Origin of the sequence: Marinobacter sp. AL4B (genome assembly GCF_019916045.1) — a bacterium.
Taxonomy (GTDB): Bacteria; Pseudomonadota; Gammaproteobacteria; order Pseudomonadales; family Oleiphilaceae; genus Marinobacter.
Genome location: NZ_JAILWZ010000011.1, coordinates 37,494 through 62,488, shown reverse-complemented (window position 1 = coordinate 62,488; position 24,995 = coordinate 37,494). Strand labels below are relative to the sequence as shown.

23 protein-coding genes and 1 pseudogene are annotated in these 24,995 nt (G+C 51.3%); 12 read left to right on the top strand and 12 right to left on the bottom strand.

Annotated elements, in window-relative coordinates; all coding sequences use genetic code 11:
* Positions 1-9 precede the first annotated feature (9 nt).
* Together K5L82_RS04475 and K5L82_RS04470 are read left to right on the top strand one after the other, a co-directional pair.
* A complete protein-coding gene (locus K5L82_RS04475; RefSeq protein WP_223133325.1) occupies positions 10-1,506 on the top strand; it encodes a WecB/TagA/CpsF family glycosyltransferase in 1,497 nt (498 codons plus the stop codon).
* A 16-nt stretch (positions 1,507-1,522) separates the two neighbouring features.
* The gene (locus K5L82_RS04470) at positions 1,523-2,848 is read left to right on the top strand and encodes a sugar phosphate nucleotidyltransferase (RefSeq protein WP_223133324.1); all 1,326 of its coding nucleotides are present in this window, start codon (positions 1,523-1,525) and stop codon (positions 2,846-2,848) included.
* A 43-nt stretch (positions 2,849-2,891) separates the two neighbouring features.
* On the opposite strand, the gene K5L82_RS04465 is transcribed toward K5L82_RS04470, so the two are convergent.
* The 3 genes from K5L82_RS04465 to K5L82_RS04455 all read right to left on the bottom strand — a co-directional run bounded on the left by K5L82_RS04465 (position 2,892) and on the right by K5L82_RS04455 (position 5,998).
* Complete coding sequence (locus K5L82_RS04465) at positions 2,892-3,809, bottom strand: pirin family protein (RefSeq protein WP_133005487.1); 918 nt, start codon at positions 3,807-3,809, stop codon at positions 2,892-2,894.
* 29 nt (positions 3,810-3,838) lie between these two features.
* Positions 3,839-5,299, bottom strand: a complete 1,461-nt coding sequence (locus K5L82_RS04460; RefSeq protein ID WP_133005486.1) for a malate:quinone oxidoreductase — start codon at positions 5,297-5,299, stop codon at positions 3,839-3,841.
* A gap of 117 nt (positions 5,300-5,416) precedes the next feature.
* On the bottom strand, positions 5,417-5,998 hold the full coding sequence (locus tag K5L82_RS04455; protein WP_262492519.1) for a hypothetical protein: 582 nt from the start codon (positions 5,996-5,998) through the stop codon (positions 5,417-5,419).
* 251 nt (positions 5,999-6,249) lie between these two features.
* Between K5L82_RS04455 and K5L82_RS04450 the strand changes: the two genes are divergently transcribed.
* The 7 genes and pseudogenes from K5L82_RS04450 to K5L82_RS04420 all read left to right on the top strand — a co-directional run bounded on the left by K5L82_RS04450 (position 6,250) and on the right by K5L82_RS04420 (position 13,217).
* Positions 6,250-7,218, top strand: a complete 969-nt coding sequence (locus tag K5L82_RS04450; RefSeq protein ID WP_223133323.1) for a beta-ketoacyl-ACP synthase III — start codon at positions 6,250-6,252, stop codon at positions 7,216-7,218.
* Positions 7,219-7,328: 110 nt separating this feature from the next.
* Positions 7,329-8,330: a thiosulfate ABC transporter substrate-binding protein CysP gene (gene cysP / locus K5L82_RS04445; RefSeq protein WP_133005484.1), complete on the top strand. Its 1,002-nt coding sequence runs from the start codon at positions 7,329-7,331 to the stop codon at positions 8,328-8,330.
* 9 nt (positions 8,331-8,339) lie between these two features.
* The gene (gene cysT / locus K5L82_RS04440; RefSeq protein WP_133005483.1) at positions 8,340-9,212 is read left to right on the top strand and encodes a sulfate/thiosulfate ABC transporter permease CysT; all 873 of its coding nucleotides are present in this window, start codon (positions 8,340-8,342) and stop codon (positions 9,210-9,212) included.
* On the top strand, positions 9,213-10,070 hold the full coding sequence (cysW, locus tag K5L82_RS04435) for a sulfate ABC transporter permease subunit CysW (RefSeq protein ID WP_223133322.1): 858 nt from the start codon (positions 9,213-9,215) through the stop codon (positions 10,068-10,070).
* 1 nt (position 10,071) lies between these two features.
* Positions 10,072-11,193: a sulfate/molybdate ABC transporter ATP-binding protein gene (locus tag K5L82_RS04430; protein WP_223133321.1), complete on the top strand. Its 1,122-nt coding sequence runs from the start codon at positions 10,072-10,074 to the stop codon at positions 11,191-11,193.
* Between the two features lie 119 nt (positions 11,194-11,312).
* Positions 11,313-12,189: pseudogene (locus K5L82_RS04425) on the top strand (flavin-containing monooxygenase).
* A 14-nt stretch (positions 12,190-12,203) separates the two neighbouring features.
* Positions 12,204-13,217, top strand: a complete 1,014-nt coding sequence (locus K5L82_RS04420) for a bile acid:sodium symporter family protein (RefSeq protein WP_223133320.1) — start codon at positions 12,204-12,206, stop codon at positions 13,215-13,217.
* On the opposite strand, the gene K5L82_RS04415 is transcribed toward K5L82_RS04420, so the two are convergent.
* Positions 13,179-13,808 carry a J domain-containing protein gene (locus tag K5L82_RS04415; RefSeq protein WP_133005479.1) on the bottom strand — a complete coding sequence of 210 codons (630 nt, stop codon included), beginning with the start codon at positions 13,806-13,808 and terminating at the stop codon, positions 13,179-13,181. The genes K5L82_RS04420 and K5L82_RS04415 overlap by 39 nt on opposite strands.
* 127 nt (positions 13,809-13,935) lie before the next feature.
* On the opposite strand from K5L82_RS04415, the gene K5L82_RS04410 reads away from it, so the two are divergent.
* The 3 genes from K5L82_RS04410 to K5L82_RS04400 all read left to right on the top strand — a co-directional run bounded on the left by K5L82_RS04410 (position 13,936) and on the right by K5L82_RS04400 (position 18,612).
* Positions 13,936-16,164: a TonB-dependent receptor domain-containing protein gene (locus K5L82_RS04410; RefSeq protein WP_223133319.1), complete on the top strand. Its 2,229-nt coding sequence runs from the start codon at positions 13,936-13,938 to the stop codon at positions 16,162-16,164.
* Entirely contained in the window at positions 16,161-17,108 is a 948-nt protein-coding gene (locus K5L82_RS04405) for an ABC transporter substrate-binding protein (RefSeq protein WP_262492518.1), read from the top strand. The genes K5L82_RS04410 and K5L82_RS04405 overlap by 4 nt, the downstream gene beginning before the upstream one ends.
* 133 nt (positions 17,109-17,241) lie before the next feature.
* Entirely contained in the window at positions 17,242-18,612 is a 1,371-nt protein-coding gene (locus K5L82_RS04400; RefSeq protein ID WP_223133318.1) for a sensor histidine kinase, read from the top strand.
* On the opposite strand, the gene gorA is transcribed toward K5L82_RS04400, so the two are convergent.
* Genes gorA through gspG form a run of 8 tightly spaced genes read right to left on the bottom strand, consistent with a single transcriptional unit; the run spans position 18,590 to position 24,935 of the window.
* Entirely contained in the window at positions 18,590-19,951 is a 1,362-nt protein-coding gene (gorA, locus tag K5L82_RS04395; protein ID WP_223133317.1) for a glutathione-disulfide reductase, read from the bottom strand. The genes K5L82_RS04400 and gorA overlap by 23 nt on opposite strands.
* Positions 19,952-19,986: 35 nt before the next feature.
* Positions 19,987-20,520 (bottom strand): type II secretion system protein GspM, encoded by a 534-nt coding sequence (gene gspM, locus K5L82_RS04390; protein ID WP_223133316.1) that lies wholly within the window; start codon positions 20,518-20,520, stop codon positions 19,987-19,989.
* A 3-nt stretch (positions 20,521-20,523) separates the two neighbouring features.
* A complete protein-coding gene (gspL, locus tag K5L82_RS04385; protein ID WP_223133315.1) occupies positions 20,524-21,831 on the bottom strand; it encodes a type II secretion system protein GspL in 1,308 nt (435 codons plus the stop codon).
* A gap of 2 nt (positions 21,832-21,833) precedes the next feature.
* Positions 21,834-22,841 (bottom strand): type II secretion system minor pseudopilin GspK, encoded by a 1,008-nt coding sequence (gene gspK / locus K5L82_RS04380; RefSeq protein WP_223133314.1) that lies wholly within the window; start codon positions 22,839-22,841, stop codon positions 21,834-21,836.
* Entirely contained in the window at positions 22,838-23,578 is a 741-nt protein-coding gene (gspJ, locus tag K5L82_RS04375; protein WP_223133313.1) for a type II secretion system minor pseudopilin GspJ, read from the bottom strand. Before gspJ ends, gspK begins: the two co-directional genes overlap by 4 nt.
* Positions 23,575-23,952, bottom strand: a complete 378-nt coding sequence (gspI, locus tag K5L82_RS04370) for a type II secretion system minor pseudopilin GspI (RefSeq protein ID WP_133005471.1) — start codon at positions 23,950-23,952, stop codon at positions 23,575-23,577. The genes gspJ and gspI overlap by 4 nt, the downstream gene beginning before the upstream one ends.
* Complete coding sequence (gspH, locus tag K5L82_RS04365) at positions 23,946-24,476, bottom strand: type II secretion system minor pseudopilin GspH (protein WP_223133312.1); 531 nt, start codon at positions 24,474-24,476, stop codon at positions 23,946-23,948. Before gspH ends, gspI begins: the two co-directional genes overlap by 7 nt.
* A 6-nt stretch (positions 24,477-24,482) precedes the next feature.
* Positions 24,483-24,935 carry a type II secretion system major pseudopilin GspG gene (gene gspG / locus K5L82_RS04360; RefSeq protein WP_133005469.1) on the bottom strand — a complete coding sequence of 151 codons (453 nt, stop codon included), beginning with the start codon at positions 24,933-24,935 and terminating at the stop codon, positions 24,483-24,485.
* Between the last annotated feature and the right edge of the window lie 60 nt (positions 24,936-24,995).

Sequence of the window (24,995 nt, the reverse complement as noted above, 5' to 3'; positions counted from 1 at the left end):
AGTGTTTTCATGAATCAGTTATCCCGACCTGTGCCCTCGACCGAAGCGCAGGACGCTCCAAGCCAACACCAGTTAAGCGAACTGCTCGGCGTATCCTTTTCCAATATCTCGCTGGACGATGCCTTGGAAAGCCTGACAGCGGTTCTTAAAGATCCGAGCTCCACCAACCTGTTTTTTGTAAACAGCCACTGCCTGAACGTCAGTTTTGATACACCGGAATATTGCCAAGCTTTGAAGCGCGCCGATCTGGTTTTCCCCGACGGGAGCGGCGTCGCGATGGGATGCGAGATGAATGGCGAAACACTGAAACACAACCTAAATGGCACCGATCTTTTCCCGTTGATCTGCCAACTGGTTGCAGCTCAGGGTAAACGTCTGTATCTGCTGGGAGCAACGCCCGGCACGCCTCAACGAGTGGCAGCATGGGCGACTGCACAATATCCCGGTCTGAATATTGTGGGCACGCAACATGGGTATTTCACTCCCGAACAAGAAACAGCGATCGTTGATGACATCAATCGCAGCGAAGCGGATGTGTTGCTGGTAGCTATGGGAGTGCCCACCCAGGAACTTTGGCTGGATCGGATACGACCTCAACTCAACACAAAACTGAATGTGGCGGTGGGCGGACTGTTTGATTTTTATGCCGGCAATGTTGCCCGTGCGCCGCTTTGGATGCGCGAACGGGGGTGCGAATGGATTTGGCGCCTACTCCAAGAACCAAAGCGCATGTGGCAAAGATACATCATCGGTAATCCCCTGTTTGCGCTCAGGGCGCGATACGAGGCCAAAACGCGGGCGTTCATCAAACAAATCCCCGACAAATTTGCGAACGAATCACGGCGGTCCCGTTTAGCCTGGCAGGCTGGCTTCAAACGATTTTCAGACAGCCTTCGCCTAATACGCTTGACCAGCACTAAACGTGCAACAGACCTGACACTGGCCTGCGCTGCGCTGCTGGTTTTGATGCCGGTACTTCTGATCGTAGCTGTGGCCATTAAGCTTGAATCCCCGGGCCCCATATTCTTCAAGCAAACCCGAGCGGGTTACCGAGGCCGGCCGTTCTCTATGTGGAAATTTCGATCCATGGTCGCGAACGCCGAATCCTTGAGATCGGACCTTGAGGCACTCAACGAAATGTCCGACGGCGTGACCTTCAAAATCAAATCAGATCCCCGCATTACTCGGGTGGGAGCCTTTATTCGAAAGTACTCCATCGACGAGCTCCCGCAGTTCTTCAATGTGCTTAAAGGCGAGATGTCCATCGTTGGCCCGAGGCCGGGCCTCTATTCGGAATTAACCAAATACAATCCGGAGCAACGGTATCGCCTCGACCTCAAACCGGGCCTGACATCTGAGTGGGTTGTTGCGGGCAGGAACGATCTCAGTTTCAGCGAGCAAGCCGCCCTGGATGTCGCCTATCGCAAACACCGGTCGTTCTTCGGCGACCTGAAGTTGATGATTAAAACCGTACCAGCGCTGCTTTTAGGCCGTGGTGCCAGCTGACTTAAGGAAAACACTCATGAAACAGGCTTTGGTTTTTGCGGATCGTTCAGGCACCGAGCTCTCACCACTGAATGAACACTACTGCCCGGCAATGCTTCCTGTCTCGGGGCGCCCCGTGCTCGAACATACTCTGACACACCTGCAACAAGCTGGTGTTGAACAAATCTTTTTGGTGGTACCAAACGGCGATATCAGCATCCGGAACTACTTCGAAAACGGCGCTCGCTGGAGCCTGGATATCCGCTACCTAAATGCTCGCGAATCCGACAGTACAGATCGGGTCCGGGTGCGGCTGGGTAATTCGCTGGCAGCACCGTTCATCGCTATTCGTGGTGATGTATGGCGCTCTGAGCTGCGTTCTGTCTCTGAAGCAGCCGCGCCCTACTGCAAGGTGTCAGATCAGCAAGGCAATCTGTTTGAGCTCTGGCACAATGACCAGAACTCTCTGGATGCGCTTGACTGGAGCCCAAAGTCCAATCAAGCACACACACATAGACAGAACATCGTTGATTTCGACCCTCTGTGTCATCTGAACAATTACCACCAGCTAGTGACCTCAATGGTATTGGACAAAGCCTCAATGCACTCAACCTTGGCTCCACTGGCCTTGTCCCTTGGTGCCCAAACCCGCGTGCATCCCATGAGTGTGAATGATGGCACCACCACCGTTGGGGACTTCAGCTGTATCGAGATTGGTGCACAGCTCAGCGGTACCAATTACGTTGGGCGCCACTGCTTCATCGCACGAGGGGCGGCTCTCAAAAACACAGTGATACTGGACAAAACCTATGTAGGCGCTGGGATGAGTCTGGAAAACGCCATTGTGGTCCAGCAGCGGGTGGTACGTGTGGACCTCAATGCGAGCCTGGATATAAAAGACTCATTCATTCTGGCATCAAACCGCCAGCCGTGGCTAAAAAAATGGAGCTATCTAACGGCCGAGCGGGTTGTAGCGTTTGCATTGTTGCTGGCTGCGGGGGTGGTGAATGCTTTAAGTTTGAGAATTTACAATCACTCACTAACCTCTCGCCCAAGTCGCAACGCCTTATATGCGGCCGTAACCGGAAAGATTCGACTCTTTGGAAGGCAACCCTGCACCGAAGATATGTCAGGGCTAACGGCAAGCTATCCCTGGGTCGCCCAATACTACAAGCTTGAACCCGGCGCCCTTAGCCCGGCCAAACTTGCCTATCCTTACACCGAGGATCCCATTCTACTCACGTTGGCTGAAATCGAACTATCCAAGAAGGATTCTTGGAAGGCCCTGATGATTAACTCACTTCGCGCGATGAGAGCCATGGTTCAGGCAGAGCAACACGCTGAACAGGCGCTTGGCGCATAACGAAAAAAAGCCCAGCAACTCACTGGGCTTTCACTTACTCGGCTCACTCCGGCAACGGAATAAATTCTTCCTCATCCCCGGCAACTTTCGGGAACTTTTGTGCTTTCCAGTCAGCTTTCGCTTGTTCAATGCGCTCGCGCCGGGAGGAAACAAAATTCCATTCTATATAACGGTGACCCAGGTTCTCTCCTCCCACAATTGCAATGCGGGAATCACGCTTCGCCGTTAACTCGATTCCCGGAGCATCGGTGAAGACCGCCATGGAATACACAGCCACCGTGGCATCGTGAACGGCAACCTCTCCTTCAGCAACGTAAACCGCACGCTCTTCAGCCTCAGGAACCACGATCCGCTGACCGGCTTTGAGGTGTGCTTCCACGTATAGCGTATCCGCGTACACTTTGACCGGGGAAGTTTTACCGTACGCACTACCCATGATCACTCGGATGGGCACACCATCAATTTCCACACGGGGGATCTCTGCATCCGGATAATGGTAGAAAGCGGGATCAATTTCTTCGTCCGCTTCAGGTAGCGCCAACCAAAGCTGCAATCCGTTCAGACGACGTGCTGCCCGGGTTACTTCAGGACGTTCTCGTTCAGAGTGAGTTATCCCTTTCCCTGCAACCATAAGGTTTACATCGCCGGGGCGAATTGGCTGATAACTACCGACAGAATCCCGGTGCAGTATCTCGCCTTCGAACAGGTAGGTCACCGTTGCCAGATTAATGTGCGGATGAGGCCTTACGTTAATGCCGTCGCCGGCCGGAAACTCGGCAGGTCCCATATGATCAAAGAAGATCCACGGCCCCACCATGCGGCGCTTTATCGTGGGCAAAACGCGGCGAACTTTAAAACCACCGAGGTCCTTTTGCCGGGTTTCAATCAACAGATCAATCGTCTGGCATCCATCCGGTTTAAGACATTCTTGGTCAAGAACCTCAGTTCTTTGCGTACTCATTATTTCTCCCCTGTTGGCAGTGTCCGCATTCAGTCACCCAAAGCAGTTATTCCCAGCGTCTTATTGACCGAATCGCGAACTTCCCGGTAACGATCTGCGTTGTGTGCCAAAGCTTCCAGGTCATCTTCAGGAAATAGTTCTGATTTCCTGCGTTTGACTTCTTCATTCGTGAAAACCGCCGGAAATAAACGTTCCAGGCAGCGTAGCATAACCTCTGGCGAAACTGAGGCCCCAGGGGAGGCACCGAGCAAGGTCGAGTAGGTTTTGTCGGTAGACACGATGATTTCTGTCCCCATTTGCAACGCGCCATCTTTGATAATTTGAACACGTTGACCGGCTTCAATCGGCGCCCAATCAAATTTGCTACCCAGCCCGGGTGCAAACTTGTCCAACTCGGCGAACATACTTTTCTTGCCTTTGAAACTTTCAGAGACCAGATATTTCACTAGCGGAAAGTGGTCGAGCGTGACATTCAATAGTCCGGGGATGTCGTGCAGCCGTAAAGAGGTCAGATAATCGAAAAAACCACGGCCTTTTTCGAGTACGGGTTTAAAGGAAGCGAACGGCCCGAACAGGAGATAGTGCTGACCATCCACCAACCGTAAATCCAGGTGTGGCACGGACATCGGAGGCGCGCCCACTTCCGCCTTACCGTAGGTTTTAGCACGGTATTGCTGGGCTTGCTCCGGTGTGATCGGTGCCTGCAAAAAACGCCCACCTACAGGGAAGCCAGTGAATCGGCTGCGGAATGGCATTAAACTCTTCTTGAGAATCGGAAAGGCACCGCCGCCCGCGCCGACGAACAACACGTCCGCCTTATGCTGAACAGGCCCTGCGTCATTTTGCGCTTCTATTAACCACTGGCCAGCCGGGCTTCTGTGCACTCGTCTTACATGAGTGCCAAACTCAATGTGAACGCCTAGTTCACGCACCGCATAGGCCGCCATTTGTTCAGTCAAAGCGCCGAAGTTAACGTCGGTGCCGGTTTCGATGGCCGTCGCGGCCATTTTCTCATCCCGTGACCGACCTTCCATGGTAAAAGGAATCCACCTTTTGATTTCATCGAAGTCTTCCGAGAACTTCATCTGCTCGAAAAAATGGTGGCCAGACATTTCCTTGAAACGAAGCCTCAGCATCTCTATGGCGGATTCAGAAACGATGGTGCAATGCTTGGTAGGGTTAATGAAAGATGTCGGATCGTCGATGGCACCTTTTCGAACCAGATAGGCCCAAAACTGTTTGGACACATTGAACTGAGCGTGAATTTTTAACGCTTTCTCAACAGAGATAACCTCTTCATCGACCGGGGTATAGTTCAGCTCGCAGTTGGCTTCATGCCCGGTTCCAGCATTGTTGAAAGCCCAAGAATTGCCTGCACCCGGGCTATCTAGCCTTTCAAGGACGGTCACTTCGAGATCGGGAACCATCTCTTTTGCCAGCACCGCAAGGGTGGTTCCCATAATGCCGGCACCGATGATGATCAGGTTCATAATTCCACTCGCTACAGTTGAGTTTACAGGCTTGATTTTTCAGCCATCTTCTTCAAAAGTAGCACGAAACCTTTCGTTCTGCAGGTGAGTGGAGGTTATGCCAGCATACAAGATGATTTACTGCATTCGGCGACGTTCGGCCTCTCGCCGGGCATCCTCCAAAAACGAGTCCACGGTTTCCCCTGGTAGCAACAGTTGTTTTTTGATCATCTCATCCCGCCACTGGGACTCTTCGAAGATACAGCGGTATTCGTTCGGGAACTCGGTGTATAGCTGCTTGAAGTGGTCGCGGGCTTTCGCCCTGCTGGGTGGTTTTCGGCGAGACTCCAACACGGCAATATTGTATAAGGCGCCGGCACGAACGTTGTCAGGCAGCGCTTGATCTTGGTAAATCGTATCCAAACGCTCAATTACTTCGTTAACGCCCGTTAAACGGTGATCTTTGATGATCCTGATGGCAGGTTCCATAATGCGGTCTTCGCCATGTTGACAAGGTGAATTGGCATGATCTCGCTGGTATTGGTCGACAGCCCGTTCTACACCGTGCTTATACTCCTGATCCTGTTTCTGCTCATATACGTATCCCGTGCCCACCGTGGTGGCTATGGTTCCCGGCATACAACCGGCGAGCATGAATGTGCAGGCTGCACCAAACGCAGCAAATTTGGTTTTCATATTTGGCAGAGGGGCTTTCATCATCTCATTCCTGAAGAAGCTATAGACAGGGATTACATTCTGTTACAGATGACGTTATCTATATTCAAATGCGAGTACCGTGCGCTCTGTAGAAAAACTTGTAATTAATGAGGAGAAAAGGCGAAGTGAAGTACCGTTTTGTGACCAATATGAATAGCCTGAAAGAGAGCTGAGACGAACCGCTAATAACCATTCCGGTGGCGCAAGGTTAGCATGAGGTCATTAATGATCGCTTTTGACCTTGGACGCCACCCATGACTTACGCACGCATCGCCGGAACCGGTTCTTACTTGCCGGACAACGTTGTCACCAATCTCGATCTGGAAAAGAAGGTAGATACTTCCGACCAGTGGATTCGCGATCGTACCGGCATCGAACAACGCTACATTGCCCTGCCTGGCCAAACGACCGTAGATTTGGCTGAGCAGGCCGCTTTGCGTGCGATTGAAGCGGCTGGCATCGATGTGTCAGAAATCGATCTAATCGTTTTTGCCACCACCACTCCTGACAAAGTTTTTCCCAGCTGCGCCTGCATTCTTCAAGCACGCTTGGGCATTAACGGCTGTCCTGCCTTTGACATTCAGGCAGTTTGCAGCGGGTTTGTTTATGCCTTGGCGACAGCCGAGAAGTTCATCCGGTCAGGCAGCAGCAAAAAAGCTTTGGTAATAGGGGCCGAAGTGTTTTCCCGCATCCTGAATTGGGAAGACCGAACCACCTGCGTACTGTTCGGCGATGGTGCGGGTGCGGTGGTACTCGAAGCCAGTGAAGAAACGGGTATTCTATCGACCCATCTGCACGCCGATGGTCGATATGAAACGTTGTTGCATGTGCCCTGTGGTGTGGCCAACGATTTCGATACGGTGAAAGCGGGTCAGGCGTTTGTAGAAATGAAAGGCAACGAGGTGTTCAAGATGGCCGTGAACACGCTCGGCAAGATCGTTGACGAAACCCTTGAAGCCAATCAAATGCAGAAATCTGACATCGACTGGCTGGTGCCCCATCAGGCTAACCTTCGAATTATTTCCGCCACGGCAAAAAAATTAAATATGTCGATGGATCAAGTGGTGGTAACGGTTAATCGCCATGGAAATACGTCCGCCGCCTCGATCCCTCTGGCACTGGATGAAGCAGTGCGTGACGGTCGCATCAAGCGAGGAGAAGTTGTACTTCTGGAGGCCTTCGGTGGCGGTTTTACTTGGGGATCTGCGCTACTTCGTTTTTAACCTAATATGCGAAATAGTAATTTAAATAGTTCTTTAATGTCTTTTTAGTTCTTAGCAAGCTTTGTTAAATTGCTCTTCAGATTCACCCAATAGGTTCTGAGGAGCTCTACATGAAAACGTTTTTAAAAGGCATCGCAATCGGCGCTGCCCTACTCTCTGCTCAGCCAGCTCTTTCTGCTGATCGGGAGCTTCTCAATACCTCTTATGACATAGCCCGAGAGCTGTTCGCTGCCTATAACGTCGAGTTCCAGAAACACTGGGAAGAAAAAACAGGCGAAACCGTTGAGATCAAACAATCTCACGCAGGCTCTTCTAAGCAGGCTCAGGCCATCATCCAAGGCCTGAAGGCGGATGTTGCTACCTTCAATCAGGTCACTGACATCGATATTCTGAACACTCGGGGCCAACTGATCCCTGAGAACTGGGCAGAGCGCCTGCCGAACAACAGCTCTCCTTACTATTCCACCATGGCGTTTCTGGTACGAAAGGGTAACCCTAAGAACATCGAGAATTGGGATGATCTGATTCGCGAAGACGTCTCTTTGGTTATGCCAAACCCGAAAACCTCGGGCAACGGTCGCTACACCTATTTGGCCGCCTTGGGATTCGCGCAGGATCAGTTCGGCGACAACCAAGACAAGATTGATGACTTCCTCGCTTCTTTACTAGGTCAAGTACGCGTATTCGACAGCGGCGGCCGCGGCGCCACGACCACCTTTGTTGAGCGCGGTATTGGTGACGCCTTGCTGACTTTCGAATCCGAAGTGCTGAACATTGCTGATCGTCTGGAAGGCGAATACGAAGTCGTCACCCCGAAAGTTAGCTTCCTTGCTGAATTTCCGGTTACCTGGATTGACGATTACACCAAACAGAACGGCACCGAAGAGCTGGCGAAAGAATACCTGAGTCATCTTTACTCCGAAGACTCCCAGCGCTTGCTGGCCAGTTTCAACTACCGGGTTCAGAACGAAACGGTTTTGAAAGAGAACGCTGACCGCTTCCGTGACCTCAAGCTGAAGTCTATCGACGAAATCGCCGGAGGTTGGGAAAAGGCTATGAAAGCCCACTTTGCCAGCGGCGGTAAGCTCGATCAGCTCCAGCGTCGGCGTTAAGAGCCTCTAATGTCTGCTTCCGCTCAAACAAGCGTCGCCCCAGTGCGGCGCTTTTCTGGTCGTAATAAGCGAGTCCTACCCGGATTCGGGTTAAGTCTGGGAATCTCTCTATTCTTTGTCAGCTTGGTACTGCTTCTGCCGTTAACCGGTTTGGTGGTGGAAACGTCTGACATGACGTGGGATCAGTTCGTGTTCACGATCACGGATCCGCGAGTGATTGAATCCTACAAAGTGACCGCCTGGACCGCTTTAGCTGCTTCCCTGTTTAACGGTGTGTTTGGGCTGCTGCTTGCTTGGGTCTTAGTACGTTACGAATTCCCCGGCAAGCGTTTGATTGATGCTGTTGTGGATCTACCTTTTGCCTTACCCACTGCAGTAGCCGGTATCACGCTGGCAACCTTGTTTGCAAAAAACGGTTGGTATGGTCAGTGGCTGGATAAAATGGGTGTTGAAGTAGCGTTCACACCTATAGGTATCGTGGTAGCCATGGCTTTCACGAGCATTCCATTTGTTGTGCGTACCGTTCAGCCAGTCCTTGAAGAGCTCTCGCCAGCTGACGAAGAAGCGGCGGTGAGTTTAGGCGCATCCGACGGGCGAGTATTCCGAAAGGTCATCTTCCCTTCTCTCTGGCCTGCATTGGTGACCGGTATCGCGTTATCGTTTACAAGAAGCCTTGGCGAATTTGGTGCGATCATTTTCATTGCCGGTAACACCCCGTACGTCAGCGAAGTAACCAGTTTGATGATCTTTATTCGCTTGCAGGAATACGACTACGCAGCCGCCAGTGCAATCGCGTCTATGGTGTTGTTGGTGTCTTTAATTTTACTGTTTGCGATCAACCTTTGGCAGAGCCGGTACTTGCGCCGATTGGAGGGTCGATAGATGTCGCCCCATAAAAACAGAGTGGGTGATCAGCCGTGGGTACGCCGAACGCTTATCGGCTTAGCCATGGCTTTAACTGTGTTTTTTCTGGTGATACCCGTTGTGGTGATCTTCACACAGGCACTCAGTGCTGGATGGAGCACCCTCGCCGGTAACATCATGGACGAATACACGCTCCACGCGATTGGGCTGACGCTTTTCGTTGCGTTGTTGACCGTTCCGCTGAATCTGATTTTTGGTACGGCACTGGCGTGGTCGGTCACACGGTTCAAATTCCCCGGGCGCAAACTACTGATCACTCTGATCGACATTCCGTTTGCCGTATCCCCGGTTGTAGCTGGTCTGCTCTACTTGTTGTTGTATGGCCGAAACGGGTGGCTTGGCGGTTGGCTCAGCACTCACGACATTCAACTCATGTTCGCTTGGCCAGGTATTGTGATGGTCACGGTATTTGTAACCTGCCCATTCGTAGCGCGAGAACTGATACCGCTCATGCAGCAGCAAGGCAGCGAAGAAGAGGAAGCGGGCGTGGTTCTGGGCGCGTCGGGCTGGCGTATATTCCGGAAGATCACTCTACCCAATATCAAATGGGCGCTTATCTACGGGGTAATCCTCACCAACGCACGTGCGGTCGGCGAGTTTGGCGCGGTATCGGTAGTATCTGGTAACGTTCGTGGCCAAACCAACACCCTGCCACTGCACGTTGAGTTGCTGTATCAGGATTACAACATTGTCGGGGCATTCGCCAGCGCCTCGCTACTTGCAGCCATAGCCATTCTTACGCTGATCGCTAAAGCTTTTGTTGAATGGCGACAAGCCAAATCCGAACATTCCGCGCCGGAAACCAGAGGTGTCTGACATGAGCATCACTATCCAGAACATCAACAAAACCTTCGGGAAATTTCAGGCGCTTAACGATGTGTCTTTGGATATTCCAGAAGGTAAGTTAACCGCTTTGCTAGGCCCTTCGGGCTCGGGTAAGACCACTCTGTTACGGATTATTGCCGGTTTGGAATCCTCCGACGCAGGAAAGATTCTGTTTGGTGGCGAAGACGTCAGCAATTTGCACGTGCGGGACCGCAACATCGGGTTTGTGTTTCAACATTACGCCTTATTCCGCCATCTGACGGTCGCGCAGAACATTGCTTTCGGGCTGGAATCCTTGCCCCGTAAAGAGCGCCCCTCTAAACAGGAAGTCACTCGGCGCGTTGAGAAGCTGTTGGAGATGATCCAGTTACCACAACTGGCGGATCGTTATCCATCCCAGTTGTCAGGTGGCCAAAAACAGCGGGTAGCTCTGGCCCGGGCCCTCGCAACACAGCCTCGTATTCTGCTTCTCGATGAGCCATTTGGTGCTCTCGACGCCAAAGTTCGAAAGGATTTGCGCCGCTGGCTGCGTGCGTTGCACGACGAGTACCACTTCACCAGTATTTTCGTGACTCACGATCAAGAAGAAGCTCTGGAGCTGTCCGATCAAGTGGTTGTCATGAGTCAGGGAAAAGTAGAACAAGTGGATAGCCCAGCGCAATTGTATGCTCGTCCCGACAGCCGGTTCGTGTTCGATTTCCTGGGGCATGTAAATGCCTTTTCCGGTGTGGTGAAGAGCCAGAAGCTGGTGCAAGGCGAAGCTTGGCTATCGTTGCCCGGCACCAAAGGTGATCAAGAAGCGCAGCTTTATCTGCGGCCACACGAAGTACAGTTGTCACGCTCACCCGCCACCCATGCTCGTCTGCCCTTGCGAATACAATCCATCAGCCTGATTGGATCGGAAGTTCGTCTGGAACTGGCTCCGGAAGGCTGGGAAAGCCCCGAGCTATGGGAAACCGGGATAAGCCATGCTGAGTTCGCGCAGCATAATCCCACTCGTGGAGAACTCTGGTATGCCGTACCGAGCGTAGGCCATCTATTCGAAGCAGATAAGCATCAGCCGCGTACGGTTAATTGGAGTTTCCAAGACGCCGCGAACGCCAGCAGCATGTAAAAGCTGATTGCTTCGCACGTCTTTCTGAACAGCCCTGCCCCCTTAAGACCCGCTCGGGGCTTTCTGTTGTCTAGGTAGGGCGCTATAGTCTGGTGACAAATAATAACCAGGCAGCAACGATGACACGGCGTCAGCAGAAGAACCTTTCTATCATCATTATCGGCACTGGCTTTGGCGGTATTGGCATGGCCATTGAGCTAAAAAAAGCCGGTTTCACCAACCTTATCCTGCTCGAGAAAGCATCTAAAGCAGGAGGTACTTGGCGCGAAAACACCTATCCCGGTGCCGCATGCGACGTACAATCCCATCTGTATTCATATTCCTTCGAACCAAGACATGACTGGAGTCGGAAATTCGCACCTCAACCGGAAATTCAGGGTTATATTGAGCATTGCATTGCTCAGTATAAATTACAGCCGTACATCCGTTTTAATCAAGCAGTCATAGATGCTCACTTTAATGAAACCGACAATTCATGGACGGTCACGACAGAGTGTAGCAACACCTATACAGCTAACGTATTAATTACCGCGACGGGTCAGCTTAATCGGCCAGCAATGCCAACCATTCCCGGTTTAGAGTGTTTTAAAGGTCGTACATTTCACTCCGCCACCTGGGATCACACTTTTGATTTGTCAGGTAAGCGCGTTTCCGAACATGTTTATGCTTTATGATCCAATCACCAACTTGGCCCACAACTCAATTCTCTATATGCTCGAATCCCAATTCAGGTATGTCATCAGCGCAATGAACGCGTTGGCAAAGTACCCAAATTCTGCGATGGATGTCCGGGAAGATCGCCAAACCCGCTATTGTTCGGTTATTCAGAAGGGGTTGGATGGCACAGTCTGGGACTCGGGTTGTCGGTCTTGGTATTTAGACGAACACGGGAAAAACAGTGCACTTTGGCCCGGCTTTACGTTCAGCTATCGATTTGCAACCCGTTCCGTAGATACGGCGGACTATAGGTTTATCACTCCGGAATCCGGCAATTGACTTAAGGTTTAATCATGAAGTTTCGCATTGACACCTTCACCTTGCTGCTGCTGGGTGCGATTGTTTTAGCGTCTTTTATGCCGGTAACCGGCGAGGCTGCTGATGCCCTCGCAACCATAGGCACCTGGGCGGTGGCATTACTGTTTTTTCTTCATGGTGCTGCTCTGTCTCGCCAGCAAATAATAGATGGCGCAACCCATTGGCGCTTACACATCCTGATCACTTCACTGACCTTCGTTTTCTTCCCGTTAGTGGTTTTGCCGATTAACGGCCTGAGCAACATCATTCCTGAATGGATGCCGAAAGATCTTGGCCTCGGTTTTCTTTATCTGGGCGTATTGCCATCAGCGGTATCATCTTCCATCGCTTATACCGCGATGGCAAAAGGCAATGTACCGGCCGCCATATGCAGTGCTGCAGCATCTAATGTGTTCGGGATGATGCTCACACCTTTCCTGTTGCTCTTGTTGGTGTCTACGTCCGGAGATGGCAACTTTTCAGTGGCAGAAGCCCTGAAAGATATCGTGCTGCAGCTTTTGCTGCCCTTCGCAGTTGGCCATGCCATGAGGCCGTGGCTAGGAGGATTTCTTGGTCGTAACGAGTCGTTTATGTCACGGTATGACCAATGCGTTATCTGGATTATCGTCTACTCAGCGTTTTCTCATTCGGTGGTCAGCGGCCTGTGGCAAAACCTACCTGTTCAAGCCATTGTCTTGGCTATTTTGCTGTGTTTCGGGCTGCTTGGACTGTTTATGTTGGCAGCAACCGTAATGGTCCGACGATTCGGGTTCAGCTTAGAAGACGAAGCCGCAGTGGTATTCTGCGGCTCAAAGAAAAGTTTGGCGTCTGGTTTGCCCATGGCTAAAGTGCTGTTTTCCGGGCACCCCGGCTTCGGGATGATCGTGCTGCCGATCATGTGTTACAACCAAATTCAGGTCATCGTGGGCGCTATTTGGGCGCAGAAGTACCGGATAAAAATTGAACAGGCCTCAGCTGCCAACGCCCATGCCACCAAAGATCATGGTTAGGATCACTAACCCAATGATCCAGCCTATAACCGCTGGCCAAAAGTTAGTGGTTTGCGAAAGTGGTTCTATTTCGTCCCGCGAATCCTTTTCATCAAGTTCAAGTGATTGCTGTTCCTGCTCAGTAATCGCCTCCTGGACAGTGAACCATTCAAACCACTCCCCAAGAAAGCGGGCAACAGGCTGCGGGAACGATCCGTTCTCAGCCATTGGCCGAATCCAAGACTCCAGTTGTTGCCCAATTTCCCGGCGAAGCGGTAGCTGATCCGCAGGTGGCTCGCAGAGTATTGCTTTCCAGATACCTGCATCTTGTTGGCGGCCTGAATCATTCATCAGAGCCTTAATCTGAATAACGACCTCGCGCACTATTTGGGACTCGTTAGCGTCTAACTTATGATCGATTCCGAGACTGGGGTCTGGTGCTGAGGCCGCGGCCGGCATGACCATAGGTTCGCCCCCTGCGGCCTCCCGGTATGCGTTGTCTAGCCGAAGAGCCTCCTCGGTTGACGCAAATTTCATCTGGCGCTCATAAGCCTGGCGAATTTCCTCACGATCACTCGTCGGCTCAATACCCAGAATCTCCCAGCAGCTCATACAACAATTACTCCGAATATGTCGTCTCTGTAAACTTTCTAGAGACAAATGGTTTAGGTTCTCCTAGGATTGGAGAATAAATGCAACTAAATCTGCACGCTGAATACCCAATTATAGAACGACTACTATGCCTGAGACGAATTGCTTGTACCGCCATCCAGATGCAAAGAGATTCGCAAGACATGTGGGGTGGTCGATACTAATCAGCGGTCTAGGGTTCACAGTACCCATATCTGCAACTGCTGAGCAACCTCCCTTTACGGGTGGGCTGTTGGAGTTTGATAACGATATTCCTCAGGTTCTAACCACCACACGCCTCAGGCAGCCAAAAACCCGGGTACCTGGCAGCACAACCGTTATTCCAGGCGACAAGATCCGTGACCTGGGCATTATGAATCTGTACGAAGTATTTCGTTTGGTGCCAGGGATGACCGTTAACTTTGTCGGTAGCCATCAACCCGTCGCTACCTATCATGGCACGGTTCATTACGAGCAAAGACGCATGCAAGTGCTGATTGATGGCAGAACAGCTCACCGAGCCACCCTTTCCGACATGGATTGGGAAACCATGCCGGTACCACTAGAATTGATCGAGCGCATAGAAGTTGCCAGAGGCCCGAACTCAGCTGCCTATGGTATCAATGCCTTCCTGGGCACGATCAATATCATCACACGAGATCCCGTTGATACCGTTGGCGCTGAAGCACGGGTAACGCGAGGCTCGCGTAACCATATCCGCACATTCGCTTCAGTCGGCGGTGCCGGTCAGGTCGTAGATTGGCGGCTTTCCTATGAGAAACGCAAATTTGGCGGGTTTGATTACCAAGAGGATGGTGGCGAGCGCGTCTCTTTCAATGACGGTCACAACATTAATTCGTTCGGTTATGACTCTCGCTTCAAGTTAAATAGAAGTACGAACATTGAGGTGAAAGCGGGGGTCACGGATGGAGTCAAACAGCAGGACAAAGGGAAAAGCGGTGAACTAGACCCCATCGAACATCCAAACGTTGATGTGCGAGATTATTTCATTCAAAGCCAATTCAACCACAGCAGCTCCGAGCATCACTTTTTTCATGTCCTCGCCAGTGTTTCAAATTTCAAACGCCGGAATCGGTATGACATAGAGCTCGGAGAGTCAGCGATTGCTTGTTTGCGTGGTTCGAATGGCCCGTCACTCTATTTTCGAACTCAGGATCCAAACGATGGCAGTCGCCTGGAGCCTTGTCAGGTTCCTGTCCTAGGGGAAACGCCCTTGCGTGCAAACGTCAACGAGGATTACGAGGACACAAGACTGGAGCTGGAAATCCAAGACACCCTGCTCTTCAATGATGATCTAAAACTGGTGTCAGGTGCTGGCTTCCGAAAAAACATTCTTCGATCTGAAACCTACTTTAATGGCCGTGAACACAGTTATCAGTCACGATATTTCGGTAATCTGGAGTATACGCCCTGGCCCTGGATGACCTTAAATTTGGGTGGTAACTGGGAGCACTCCCATACCACCGATGAAGACTATTTTTCACCACGGGTTGCAACCAACTTTGTTATCAACAGCCACCACGCAATTCGATTCGTATACTCTCAAGCTGTAAGAACCCCGGACACCTTCGAACAGAGCCCCAACACGGGGTATACCCTCCGCCATGTAACCCCTGATATATATTCTGACCTTGAAGGGCGCCGGCTAACCATTGTTGATGCCGCACAAGAGCCCCACGCTTTAACGCTCGGTAGAGATCTCGAGGAGGAACGCATTAGATCCCATGAGATCAGTTATTTTGGCCAGTTCCCGTTACCGTCTGCATTATTATCGATAGAAGTTCGCGGCTTTAAAGACGAAATGCGGGATATGGTCAGCGGCGTCATTCAATTAGCCCAATGGACCCTCGGTAATAATGTTGATGTTTACCAAAAAGGCTTTGAGGTGGAAGCGACGCTCGACTATCCGAACACAGCTCTGCGAGCCACCTATGCGTATCTTGATCAGGATTCACGCTACATTGGCCCGCCGATTCTCGACGCTACAGGTGCAGTGGACACCCAACAGCAGGATTACCAGGAAGGCCTGCTTTCCCGAATGTCCACCCGACACTCGGGTAGTTTTTCCATTATCCAGAACTTCCCCTTTGACCTAAAAGCATCGTCCGCATTTTATTGGGCTGACGAGTTTCTGCGCACCGAAAACCAATTTGAGCGCATCGATGTTCGACTGGCCAAACAGTTTTTTCGAACGGATTATACCGCTGAAATTGCGATCACGATGCAGCACTACCTGAACCGGGAGCCTGAGCTTAGTTCAGACAACAATATTGATGACCACAATCAGTTCTTCGTGGAAGCAGGCGTCAGATTTTGAACGTAAAATTCATCCTGAACTTAGTCGCCATATTCTGCCTTTGGGCCGCATGGCCGATAAACGTTCTTTCTCAAGCTGATCACCGTAGAGTTCAGCCAGTGACCGTCATTGGTTCCGGCAAGCAAACATTAGATTCATATTTCATCGGTTTGATTGAAGATCGAGTGAGCCCAAATTTTGAGCTGAACCTGCTCTCCCCTAGCGCTGACTTGGGGACATTGCCTACTGGGCCAGTGATTACCATAGGCCCCAAAGCGTTCGACCGTTTGTACCGCGTTAAGCGGGATGCTCCGATACTCGCCACCCTGGTTGAGCTTCAGTTTCTCGAAAAATACCCCCATGAAACTTCGGGAAAGATAAGCGCCATACTCTACGATGTACCCATTCTACGCCAAGCACTCACAGGCAAAGTCATTCTGCCTCACGCCACCAAAGTGGCTGTGTTAGCAAGCCCTCATAACCGATCTCTGTATACCTCTTTGTTAGAACGTCTTCCTGAATACGGTTTGGAAGGCCAGGTATTTCTCGTAAATAAGCCAGAACAATTAATTTCCACCCTCATACGTGCGTTGAACTACGGTGACTTGCTATTGGGTACGCCGGATCCTGATATTTATCACCCCCGGAACATCAAGCATATTTTGCTCACGGCTTACCGGCGAAACAAAATATTGATCGGGCCGAGCCTAGCTTATGTTAAAGCCGGATCACTCGCCTCCAGTTACCCCACTTATTCTTCTATGGCAGATAAAATAGCTGAGTTCCTAACCAATTATCAGGAAAACGGTGAGTTTCCACCGGCGAGCTATCCCGAAACCTTCAGCGTTGAGGTCAACCGACAGGTAGCGCGTTCGCTAAATATCCCCTTGAATCAGCCCGAGCACATTGCAAATAGGATTGATGAGCTCCTCCTAAATCCATCTGAGGAGGAGTTAGATGATTAAATATCGAAATAGACCTGCCTTTCTATCACTTTCACGACGTTTGTTATTACTCGGCCTTCTACCGGCAGTTTTGATGTTTACGGTACTTGTCGTTTTTTTTACATCAGTAAGGATGGATGATGCGCGAAGTGCAATGGCTCAGAGTAGCCAGCTATTGGCAGACAACCTCGCTCCGGTTCTTGAATACGCGATTGTGTCAGGTAACAGCTTTGCACTTGAACAAATTCTCGATAATGCCCTCGAGCATAGTGATGCGCATTGGGTAAGAGTAATGGATGTTGTTGGTGAGGAAATAGGATTTGCCAGTGCAGAAGATCAGAAAATCGATATAAACGCCCCCCACTACCAAGTGTACGAGTCTGAAATTCTTCAGGAGCCGTTGATGCTTGAGGATAGCGCCGGGATAGAATGGTTCCAATCCGGATGGGAGTCCGGCGCAGGTATTCTTCGCATAGGCAGTGTTCAGGTCGCTGTGCAAACCGAGGCATTGGACCTGAAACTTCAAAACATCTGGTGGTCTTCCATAGTGGTTGGCGGCAGTACGCTTATGTTCGCCATCGTGTTAGTTCAACTGTTTCTCGGAAACATTCTTCGCCCGATGCAAAATCTCGGCAGGCGGGTTGGCAGTCTTATACGTGGCGACTACCGTCCTGAGCCCATCAAATCGAAGGGTGTTGCAGCAGAAATTGTCGATCTGCAAAAGCAACTCAATGAATTGGCTCAACGTTTACAAGACTTGAAAAAAAACCGTAACGAAACCCTCGCCATTTCAGAATCTGAGCGGAATAAAGCGGAGCACGCGAACCGGGTAAAATCAGAGTTTCTGGCCAGCATGCGTCAGGAACTAAGCACTCCATTGACGGGTGTGATCGGGATGATCAACCACATCGAGCAGGAAGCACTTTCTCCTCAACAGGAGGATTACCTCACTACCGCAAAGAAATCGGTGCAGGATTTATTAACGGTTATATCCAATATGTTGGATTATGCCCATTTGGACAGCGGGGCAAAAGCATTGGACGCTAAACCGTTTGACCTCCGAGAGCTAATCTCAAACTGCATTGCTTCATACCGCCATGCCGCAGAACAACAAGAGCTATGTCTTGAATCTCATTGCTTAGGTGACTGGCCGGAACAAGCTACGGTAATCGGAGATGGGCCTCGCGTCAGACAGGTGCTTAGCGGATTACTCGATAACTCTCTTGAGATGACCAGTAATGGCTTCATTACGGTGCGGACCGTTTGGGTGAGCATCGATGAAAAGCACATTTTGATGTCTTGCACGGTACGAGATTCGAGCTCGACCACTCGCAACGCCAATACCATTTATAACCCGCACACACATTCTCGCTTCGGCGGACCAGGCTTCAATCTGTCGATGGTTCAGAGGTTGGTCGAACTGATGGGCGGGCACGTTCACATTGAACTGGATATGGGTCAGGGTACCTCGTTCCGTTTCGAGATACCCTTTGATCTGCCAGTTACTGAACAGGCGAACGCATAGTTACGAACTCTTCTGCCGAGGTTGGATGAATACCCAGCGTTGAGTCAAACTGCACTTTGGTCGCCCCTGCTTTAATCGCAACAGCTAAGCCTTGGGTGATTTCCCCTGCGTCAGGCCCAACCATATGCGCCCCGAGCACCTTGTCTGTTTGATCATCTACAACGAGTTTCATCAGGCATCGTTCATCACGACCGCTCAAGGTGTATTTCATCGGGCGGAAATCAGATCGGTATATCCGCAAACGATGGCCTGCCGCAATCGCTTCTTCTTCGGTTAAGCCCACAGTGCCAATGTTAGGCTGGCAGAACACGGCGGTCGGAATAGCACTGTAATCCATCTCGCCCTGGCCATCACCAAACAGGCGACGAGTGAGCACCATAGCTTGAGCCAACGCAACCGGGGTGAGTTGCGGGGTACCTATCACATCCCCAAGTGCGGAAATTGACGGAACACGGGTGCGGAAATGATCGTCTACAACAATGTGGCCCGATTCATTGAGCTCGACCCCAACCTTCTCAAGCCCTAACCCATCTACAAGTGCGCGACGACCGGTTGCGGCCATGACTAAACCTGTCTGAAGGCTACTGCCATCGTTTAAATTCACTTTATAGAGCGCGTTGTCGGGCTCTACGGATTCGATTGTTACGTTAAAGCGCAGGTTTACGCCTTTTTTACGCATTTCCTGTTCGGTGAATCGGCGAATATCGTCGTCAAAACCTCGTAGGAACAAATCGCCGCGATACAACAAGGTGGTTTCTACACCAAGGCCAGCCAAAATACCGGCGAATTCGACAGCTATGTAACCCCCACCCCATACCACGGCATGACGAGGCAACTGTGGGAGGTAAAACATCTCATTGGATGTGACCAAACACTCTTTTCCGGGAATGTCCGGGATGACCGGCCAGCTGCCGGTCGCAACCGTGATGTGCTTGGTGGTGTACTGAGTACCTCCTACCGTAATCGTTTCCGGGTCGACGATACTGGCCGTACCTTCAATGATCGTAACACCGGCATTTTCCAGCATTTGGCCGTAAATCCCGTTAAGCCGCTCAATTTCAGCGTTCTTATTCGAAACCAGTGTTGTCCAGTCAAAACTCACATCTTCAGATGGAATGTTCCAGCCATAGCCTTGTGCGTTTTTTAGCTCATCTCTGACCTGGGCGCCGTAAACAAACAGCTTCTTGGGCACGCAGCCTACGTTTACACATGTTCCGCCGAGGTAACGGGATTCGACAACGGCTACCTTCGCGCCGGTTTGAGCCGACATTCTGGCCAAACGAACGCCGCCAGAACCCGCTCCAATTACAATCAGGTCAAAATCGTGGGAATTAGACATTCTGTCTCCTGTAAATTCTATAGAATGCCAACAAATCAGATGGCAAGAGTAAGTCGTACGGATACCTTTCCGGGTTCGTTGCCTCTATCCATTGCGGCTTGATCAATCAGAATTCCATGCTGAGCGTCCAAACGCTCCAACCAAGCAGCGACGTCGGCATACAGGACATCCTCCATCCATACTCGGATGGCATTATTACCCGAAGGTTCAAAACGCTGGAGCGAAAGGCCAGCTTCACTGGCGGACCGGGTCACCAAAGCCATCAGCGCACGACCGTCTTCGGGCCGATCAGTAGCGTTGGAAGCCGAGTTACTTGCGCCCGCATTACCAAGTCGTTGTATGGCGCTTTCATTAGCCTGCATCCAGGCCAATAACTCACCGGCATTCTCGCGGCTAACCTCTGCGCTGCTGCGATAATCTGAAACCGGACGCCAAATCGCAAAATACAGCACGGCAATCGCCAAGGCTATCAGCAGAACTGTCAAAGCCTGACGGTCCCTTTGAGGTAATTGATCGTAACGGGCTATCAATTTTTCAATAGCGGGTTGATCTTTTAGGCGCTGAAACATCGTTTACCCCCCTGACACCGTCAAACGGCCACGGGCACCGCTCGATTCGTTAACCACCGAACCGATCTGCGCCTGCAAGCCCTGGTCCGCCAAACCGTTGCGTAGACGACTGAGACGATCATAACTGTCGGCCCGTACATCAACGATCAGTTCACCACGAGTGCGACTGTAGTTAATCGAATTAAACGTCACCGTTCCAGCTCCCGCCAAACGGCCATACTGGTCGCCAGTGAACTTCATCAGCGTGATGAAATCGACATCCGCGCCCTGAGAACCCGCAACCCGCAGCTGCCCTTCAATGACCCGTCGGACATTCCCGGCATGGGTACGGCGGTCTGTGGGAAAAGCTTGCTGGTAAATAACCATAGCCTGCGATTTCAGCTCATCGGCTTGTTGCTTGTGATACATCCCCAACCCGATGTCGAGCCCAAGCTGTATCACAAACCAAAGTGAGGCAACCGCAATCAAAGGCTTCCATGGCTTTAGCGGGCTGGAACCTGAAACTTTGACGGAAAAAGCGCCCTGACACAGATTCACCGGTTGGCACAAATGTTGGTGATGGGACCACGCCAGGAATTCGAGCACCGAAAACTCTAGAGGCTTCTGCTGAACGTACACACGCCCCGTGGAGCCTGATAGCTCGTTCACCAAAGGTTGCTGGCGTTCTAATTCCGTTTCAATACCGTACAGCTGCACGGGGATTTCAGCAGCAACGTCATCGGCGGAAGGTGCCGCCATGGTCATCGCAAACAACGGCAGGTTGTCGGCCTGCATCCTTAACCATTCGCCCCGCTGGCTTTGCATGAGCACGAACTCGTCGTCAAGGCACATCATCCACCCTGAGTCGGGAGTGGGCAATAAAGAAGCGTCCGCGTAAATGGCGTCAAGACGCGCCTGCTCCCAGCCCGTGAACAGGCTCTTCCAACGCTCCATTTGAGCTAAGTCGATTGCGGCAACCAGATAACCCTCGTCGGAATGCTTTCCGAGCGCCAGATGAACTGTCTCGATGTCCTGAGCTATCTGCTCTTCAACCGCATACGGCAGTGCTTGCTGTACAAACCGGCTTTGTTTGGCCGGAATGTCGGCCATGCAAAATGCGGCTTCATCACCGGGAACCAGGCCAATGAGAAGCACCTTATCTAGCGCATTCTGCGCTAACGTCTGTTCAATCACGGTCTTGGGGTCAGCCGTACCCCTTGCTTGAGAATCGCCACTGGCGTCGTGCAACACCCAGCTAAAAAGCTGGGCATCCGGGCTCTGTGCCGGGTCAGCAAAGGGCGACAGTGGCCGCACATAGAGACGATAAGACATGGTTATCCTTCTGAGAAAGTGTAAGGTTCCTTGGAGATCCTGTTCTTTTGTCCGGTATCCCTGTGAACCGTTTGGACCTCACCTTCCGGATTACGAAACACCGTGCTGACCATATTTACGACACGATTATCGTAGGTAATCCGTGATACAACTTCAAAAAACCGGGTTTGCAGCATTAACCCGTTTTGCTTTAATCCCAGCCCAGAGAATTCAGGTAAAGCCAGAAAATCCTGAAGATTCTCGAACCGTTCTTCTTCCCTCTTGGCCATGATAGCTTCGGCCTGAGCTTCGTTAATCTCACTGTGTAAAGACATCAGCACCGGTGCCGTGGCGCTGTTAACGTTAATGCCACTACCACTAACCGGCAAAGCAGCAACGTGAGGGCGAAGCGCAACATAAATTTCTTCGGTCATGCCCTCAATCAATCTTAGCTCAGTAACCGAGACAAAGGGTTGGTTTGCAGCTCTGAAACCGGGATCGGCCATCAAGTACTGGCCATCTTCAGCGCCATAGGCACTTACAGTTTGGTCATCGGAATCAATCCAATCTATCAGAGTATCAACATTCAAACCGTTGATACCCAACGCGATCAAAAGCCGCGAGATTCGGTCTTTGGTGAGCGGATCCACTTCCCCATTGGTTGCGATTAAATCGTTTAAATTAATTCGTCCACCAAGGTCATCAATCTGGACTTCAACTACGCCGTTTTCATCAAGGGGCAAAACGGCCGCGTGCATGGCCCAGAACTCGTCCGGGCTGTCCACCATGCTGCCGTCTTCTTTGTCTTCTTCGTAATCGCGAATTAGGATTCGCTTAGCAAATTCTTCAGCTCCCAGAGCAATACTGTGCCCTTGCTGCTGCGCCAAATAATGCCCGGCCTTATAAATCCGTAAACTTTGCTGTTTGGTCATACCGGTAGCGAGCAAAACCACTAACGCCATGGCCAAAAGAACCATAATAAGAGCCACGCCAGACTGCCGGTGCCCGCTTATACGCCGGGTCGAATTCATGTGCTACCCCCGGCCGCATTTTCCTCACCGTTTTCTTCGTTATCTTCTGAAGCGGCTTCTTGCTGCTGATTCACCACAGACTGCGCCTGATCTTGGGAAAAGTCCGGCAGGGTAAACAGTCGAACAATCTCACCAAATCGTTCGTGCTCAAGGGTGATTTCTAAGCCTATCGGTAGAGCAGTAACAGGTCGTTGGCTAGGAGTCATGGTAGACATGGCCTGATCGGTAGGCCAAGTGTCGTGCCATTTGCCATCTTCATCCAGAAAGCGAATTTCGAACGCATTAACGTCCTCAAGCAAAAGGATGTCGCGACTTTCTTCGTCCTGCCCTTGGTCGACAACAGGCCAATACCGACGCCTAAGCTCTGTGCCAGTGTATTCCCAGCCCGCACGCTGCAAACTGCTCCGCCGTAACCCCAAAGGGTTGCGCCAGCCCTGGCGAGTAAGCAGCAGCTCGAACGCTTCCTCTCGGGCAGTTAATGCGGGTTTAAAATCTCCGTACACATCCCTCACAGACCGGTTGACCACTTGGGTGACGTCTCGTTCCAGCAACAGCATGGCTTTTTGCAACCCGTCAAACTGCTCAGCCAGGGCATTCACTCTATCTCTAGAATTCACCACGCTGCCGACTACCTGCCACACACCCAAGCCAATCACCGCTGTAATCGTCACAGCGATCAGCATTTCCATCAAGGTGAAACCTGATTGTGTGCGTACAAAACCTATCGGCTGCATCATTTCGCCCCTAGGAATGCGGACAAAGAGTGCACCGGAAAGGGTTCATTCTTTTGATCGGGGTATTTGGCGACAGTCACCTCTACACGTCTCATAGACGGCTCGGCCGTGCCTTGTACAACCGTGGTGACTTGCCAATGGTAAGTGCCGAACTCTGTGTCGGAGGAATTCTCAGACGTGTCAGGTAGCGTCTCCTGAAGCCGCAGTTCATTAATGTGATTTTCAGCTATCCAGCCGGCGAGCGTTTTATCTCGTACCCTTTCAAAACTGGAGATGTATTGGCTCCCAACTTCCGCGGCCGCTGTCGCTATGAGGCTGAATACCAACAGTGCAATAAGCACTTCCAGTAGAGTGAAGCCCTTCTGCCGCCTTACCATTCTTCTTCCTCAAAACCGGGCTGGCGCCACTCCAGCGGAGACACGCCATCGGAAGCCAAAGCATGCATCAGTTCGGTGTCGTTTCTGATAGTGAACTCAATTTCGAAGGGTGTGTTTTCTCCGCTGGAGAAAAACACGATGGTAGGGCGTAGTTTATCCTCCGCCGATGTTAAGCGAGGGGCGTCACTTTCAACGAATTGGGTAACGGTCATCCAATCGGGTAGTGTCCGCCGGTGGAAAAGCCGCTCACCAGAGGGTTTCCATTCACCGGATTCATCTTGAAACGCGACGAACTGATAGCCATCGTCTTCCAGTAACAACCCGAGCTCCAGGTTGTTGAGAACGGCTTGCTCTGATGCCGTCTGCATGAGCAGGTAAAGTTCGCGTACCTGGCTTTCGAGCTCACGCTGCTGTGAATTGCCGCCCATGCTAAAAACGGCAAGCGATGCCAGCAGCCCGACAATAATCAGGACAACCAGAATTTCGATCAGCGTAAAGCCGGAATGGGCTGCCCTGCGGTCCACAGTCAATTACTGCTCGGTATTCCAAACACTGATGTCTGCGGCATCACCATCACCACCTTCCTGACCGTCAGATCCGTAAGAATACAAATCATAGGGCCCTTCAGTGCCCGGGCTAACGTATTGGTACTGATTGTTCCAAGGGTCTTCGGGCACGGATTTCAGATATCCGTCCGGGTTCCAGTTACGAGGCTCGGGGCTACCACTGGGCTTTCGAACCAATGCTTCCAACCCTTGCTGGGTAGATGGGTAATGGCTGTTATCAAGACGGTACAAATCCAGCGCGTTGGCGATGTTGCTTAATTGGGTTTCGGCAACGGTTACTTTCGCCTGGTCACTTCGCCCCATAATGTTTGGCGCCACAATCGCGACCAAAAGGCCCAGTATGACCATCACGACCATAATTTCGATCAGGGTGAAGCCTTTAGACCTGGCTAGTTTCTGGTTCAGTTTGTTGCTCATAATATCACTCGTCATTTACTCATGGTTCTTAGTTTTAAAGCGTTCGGTATGTCTTATGGT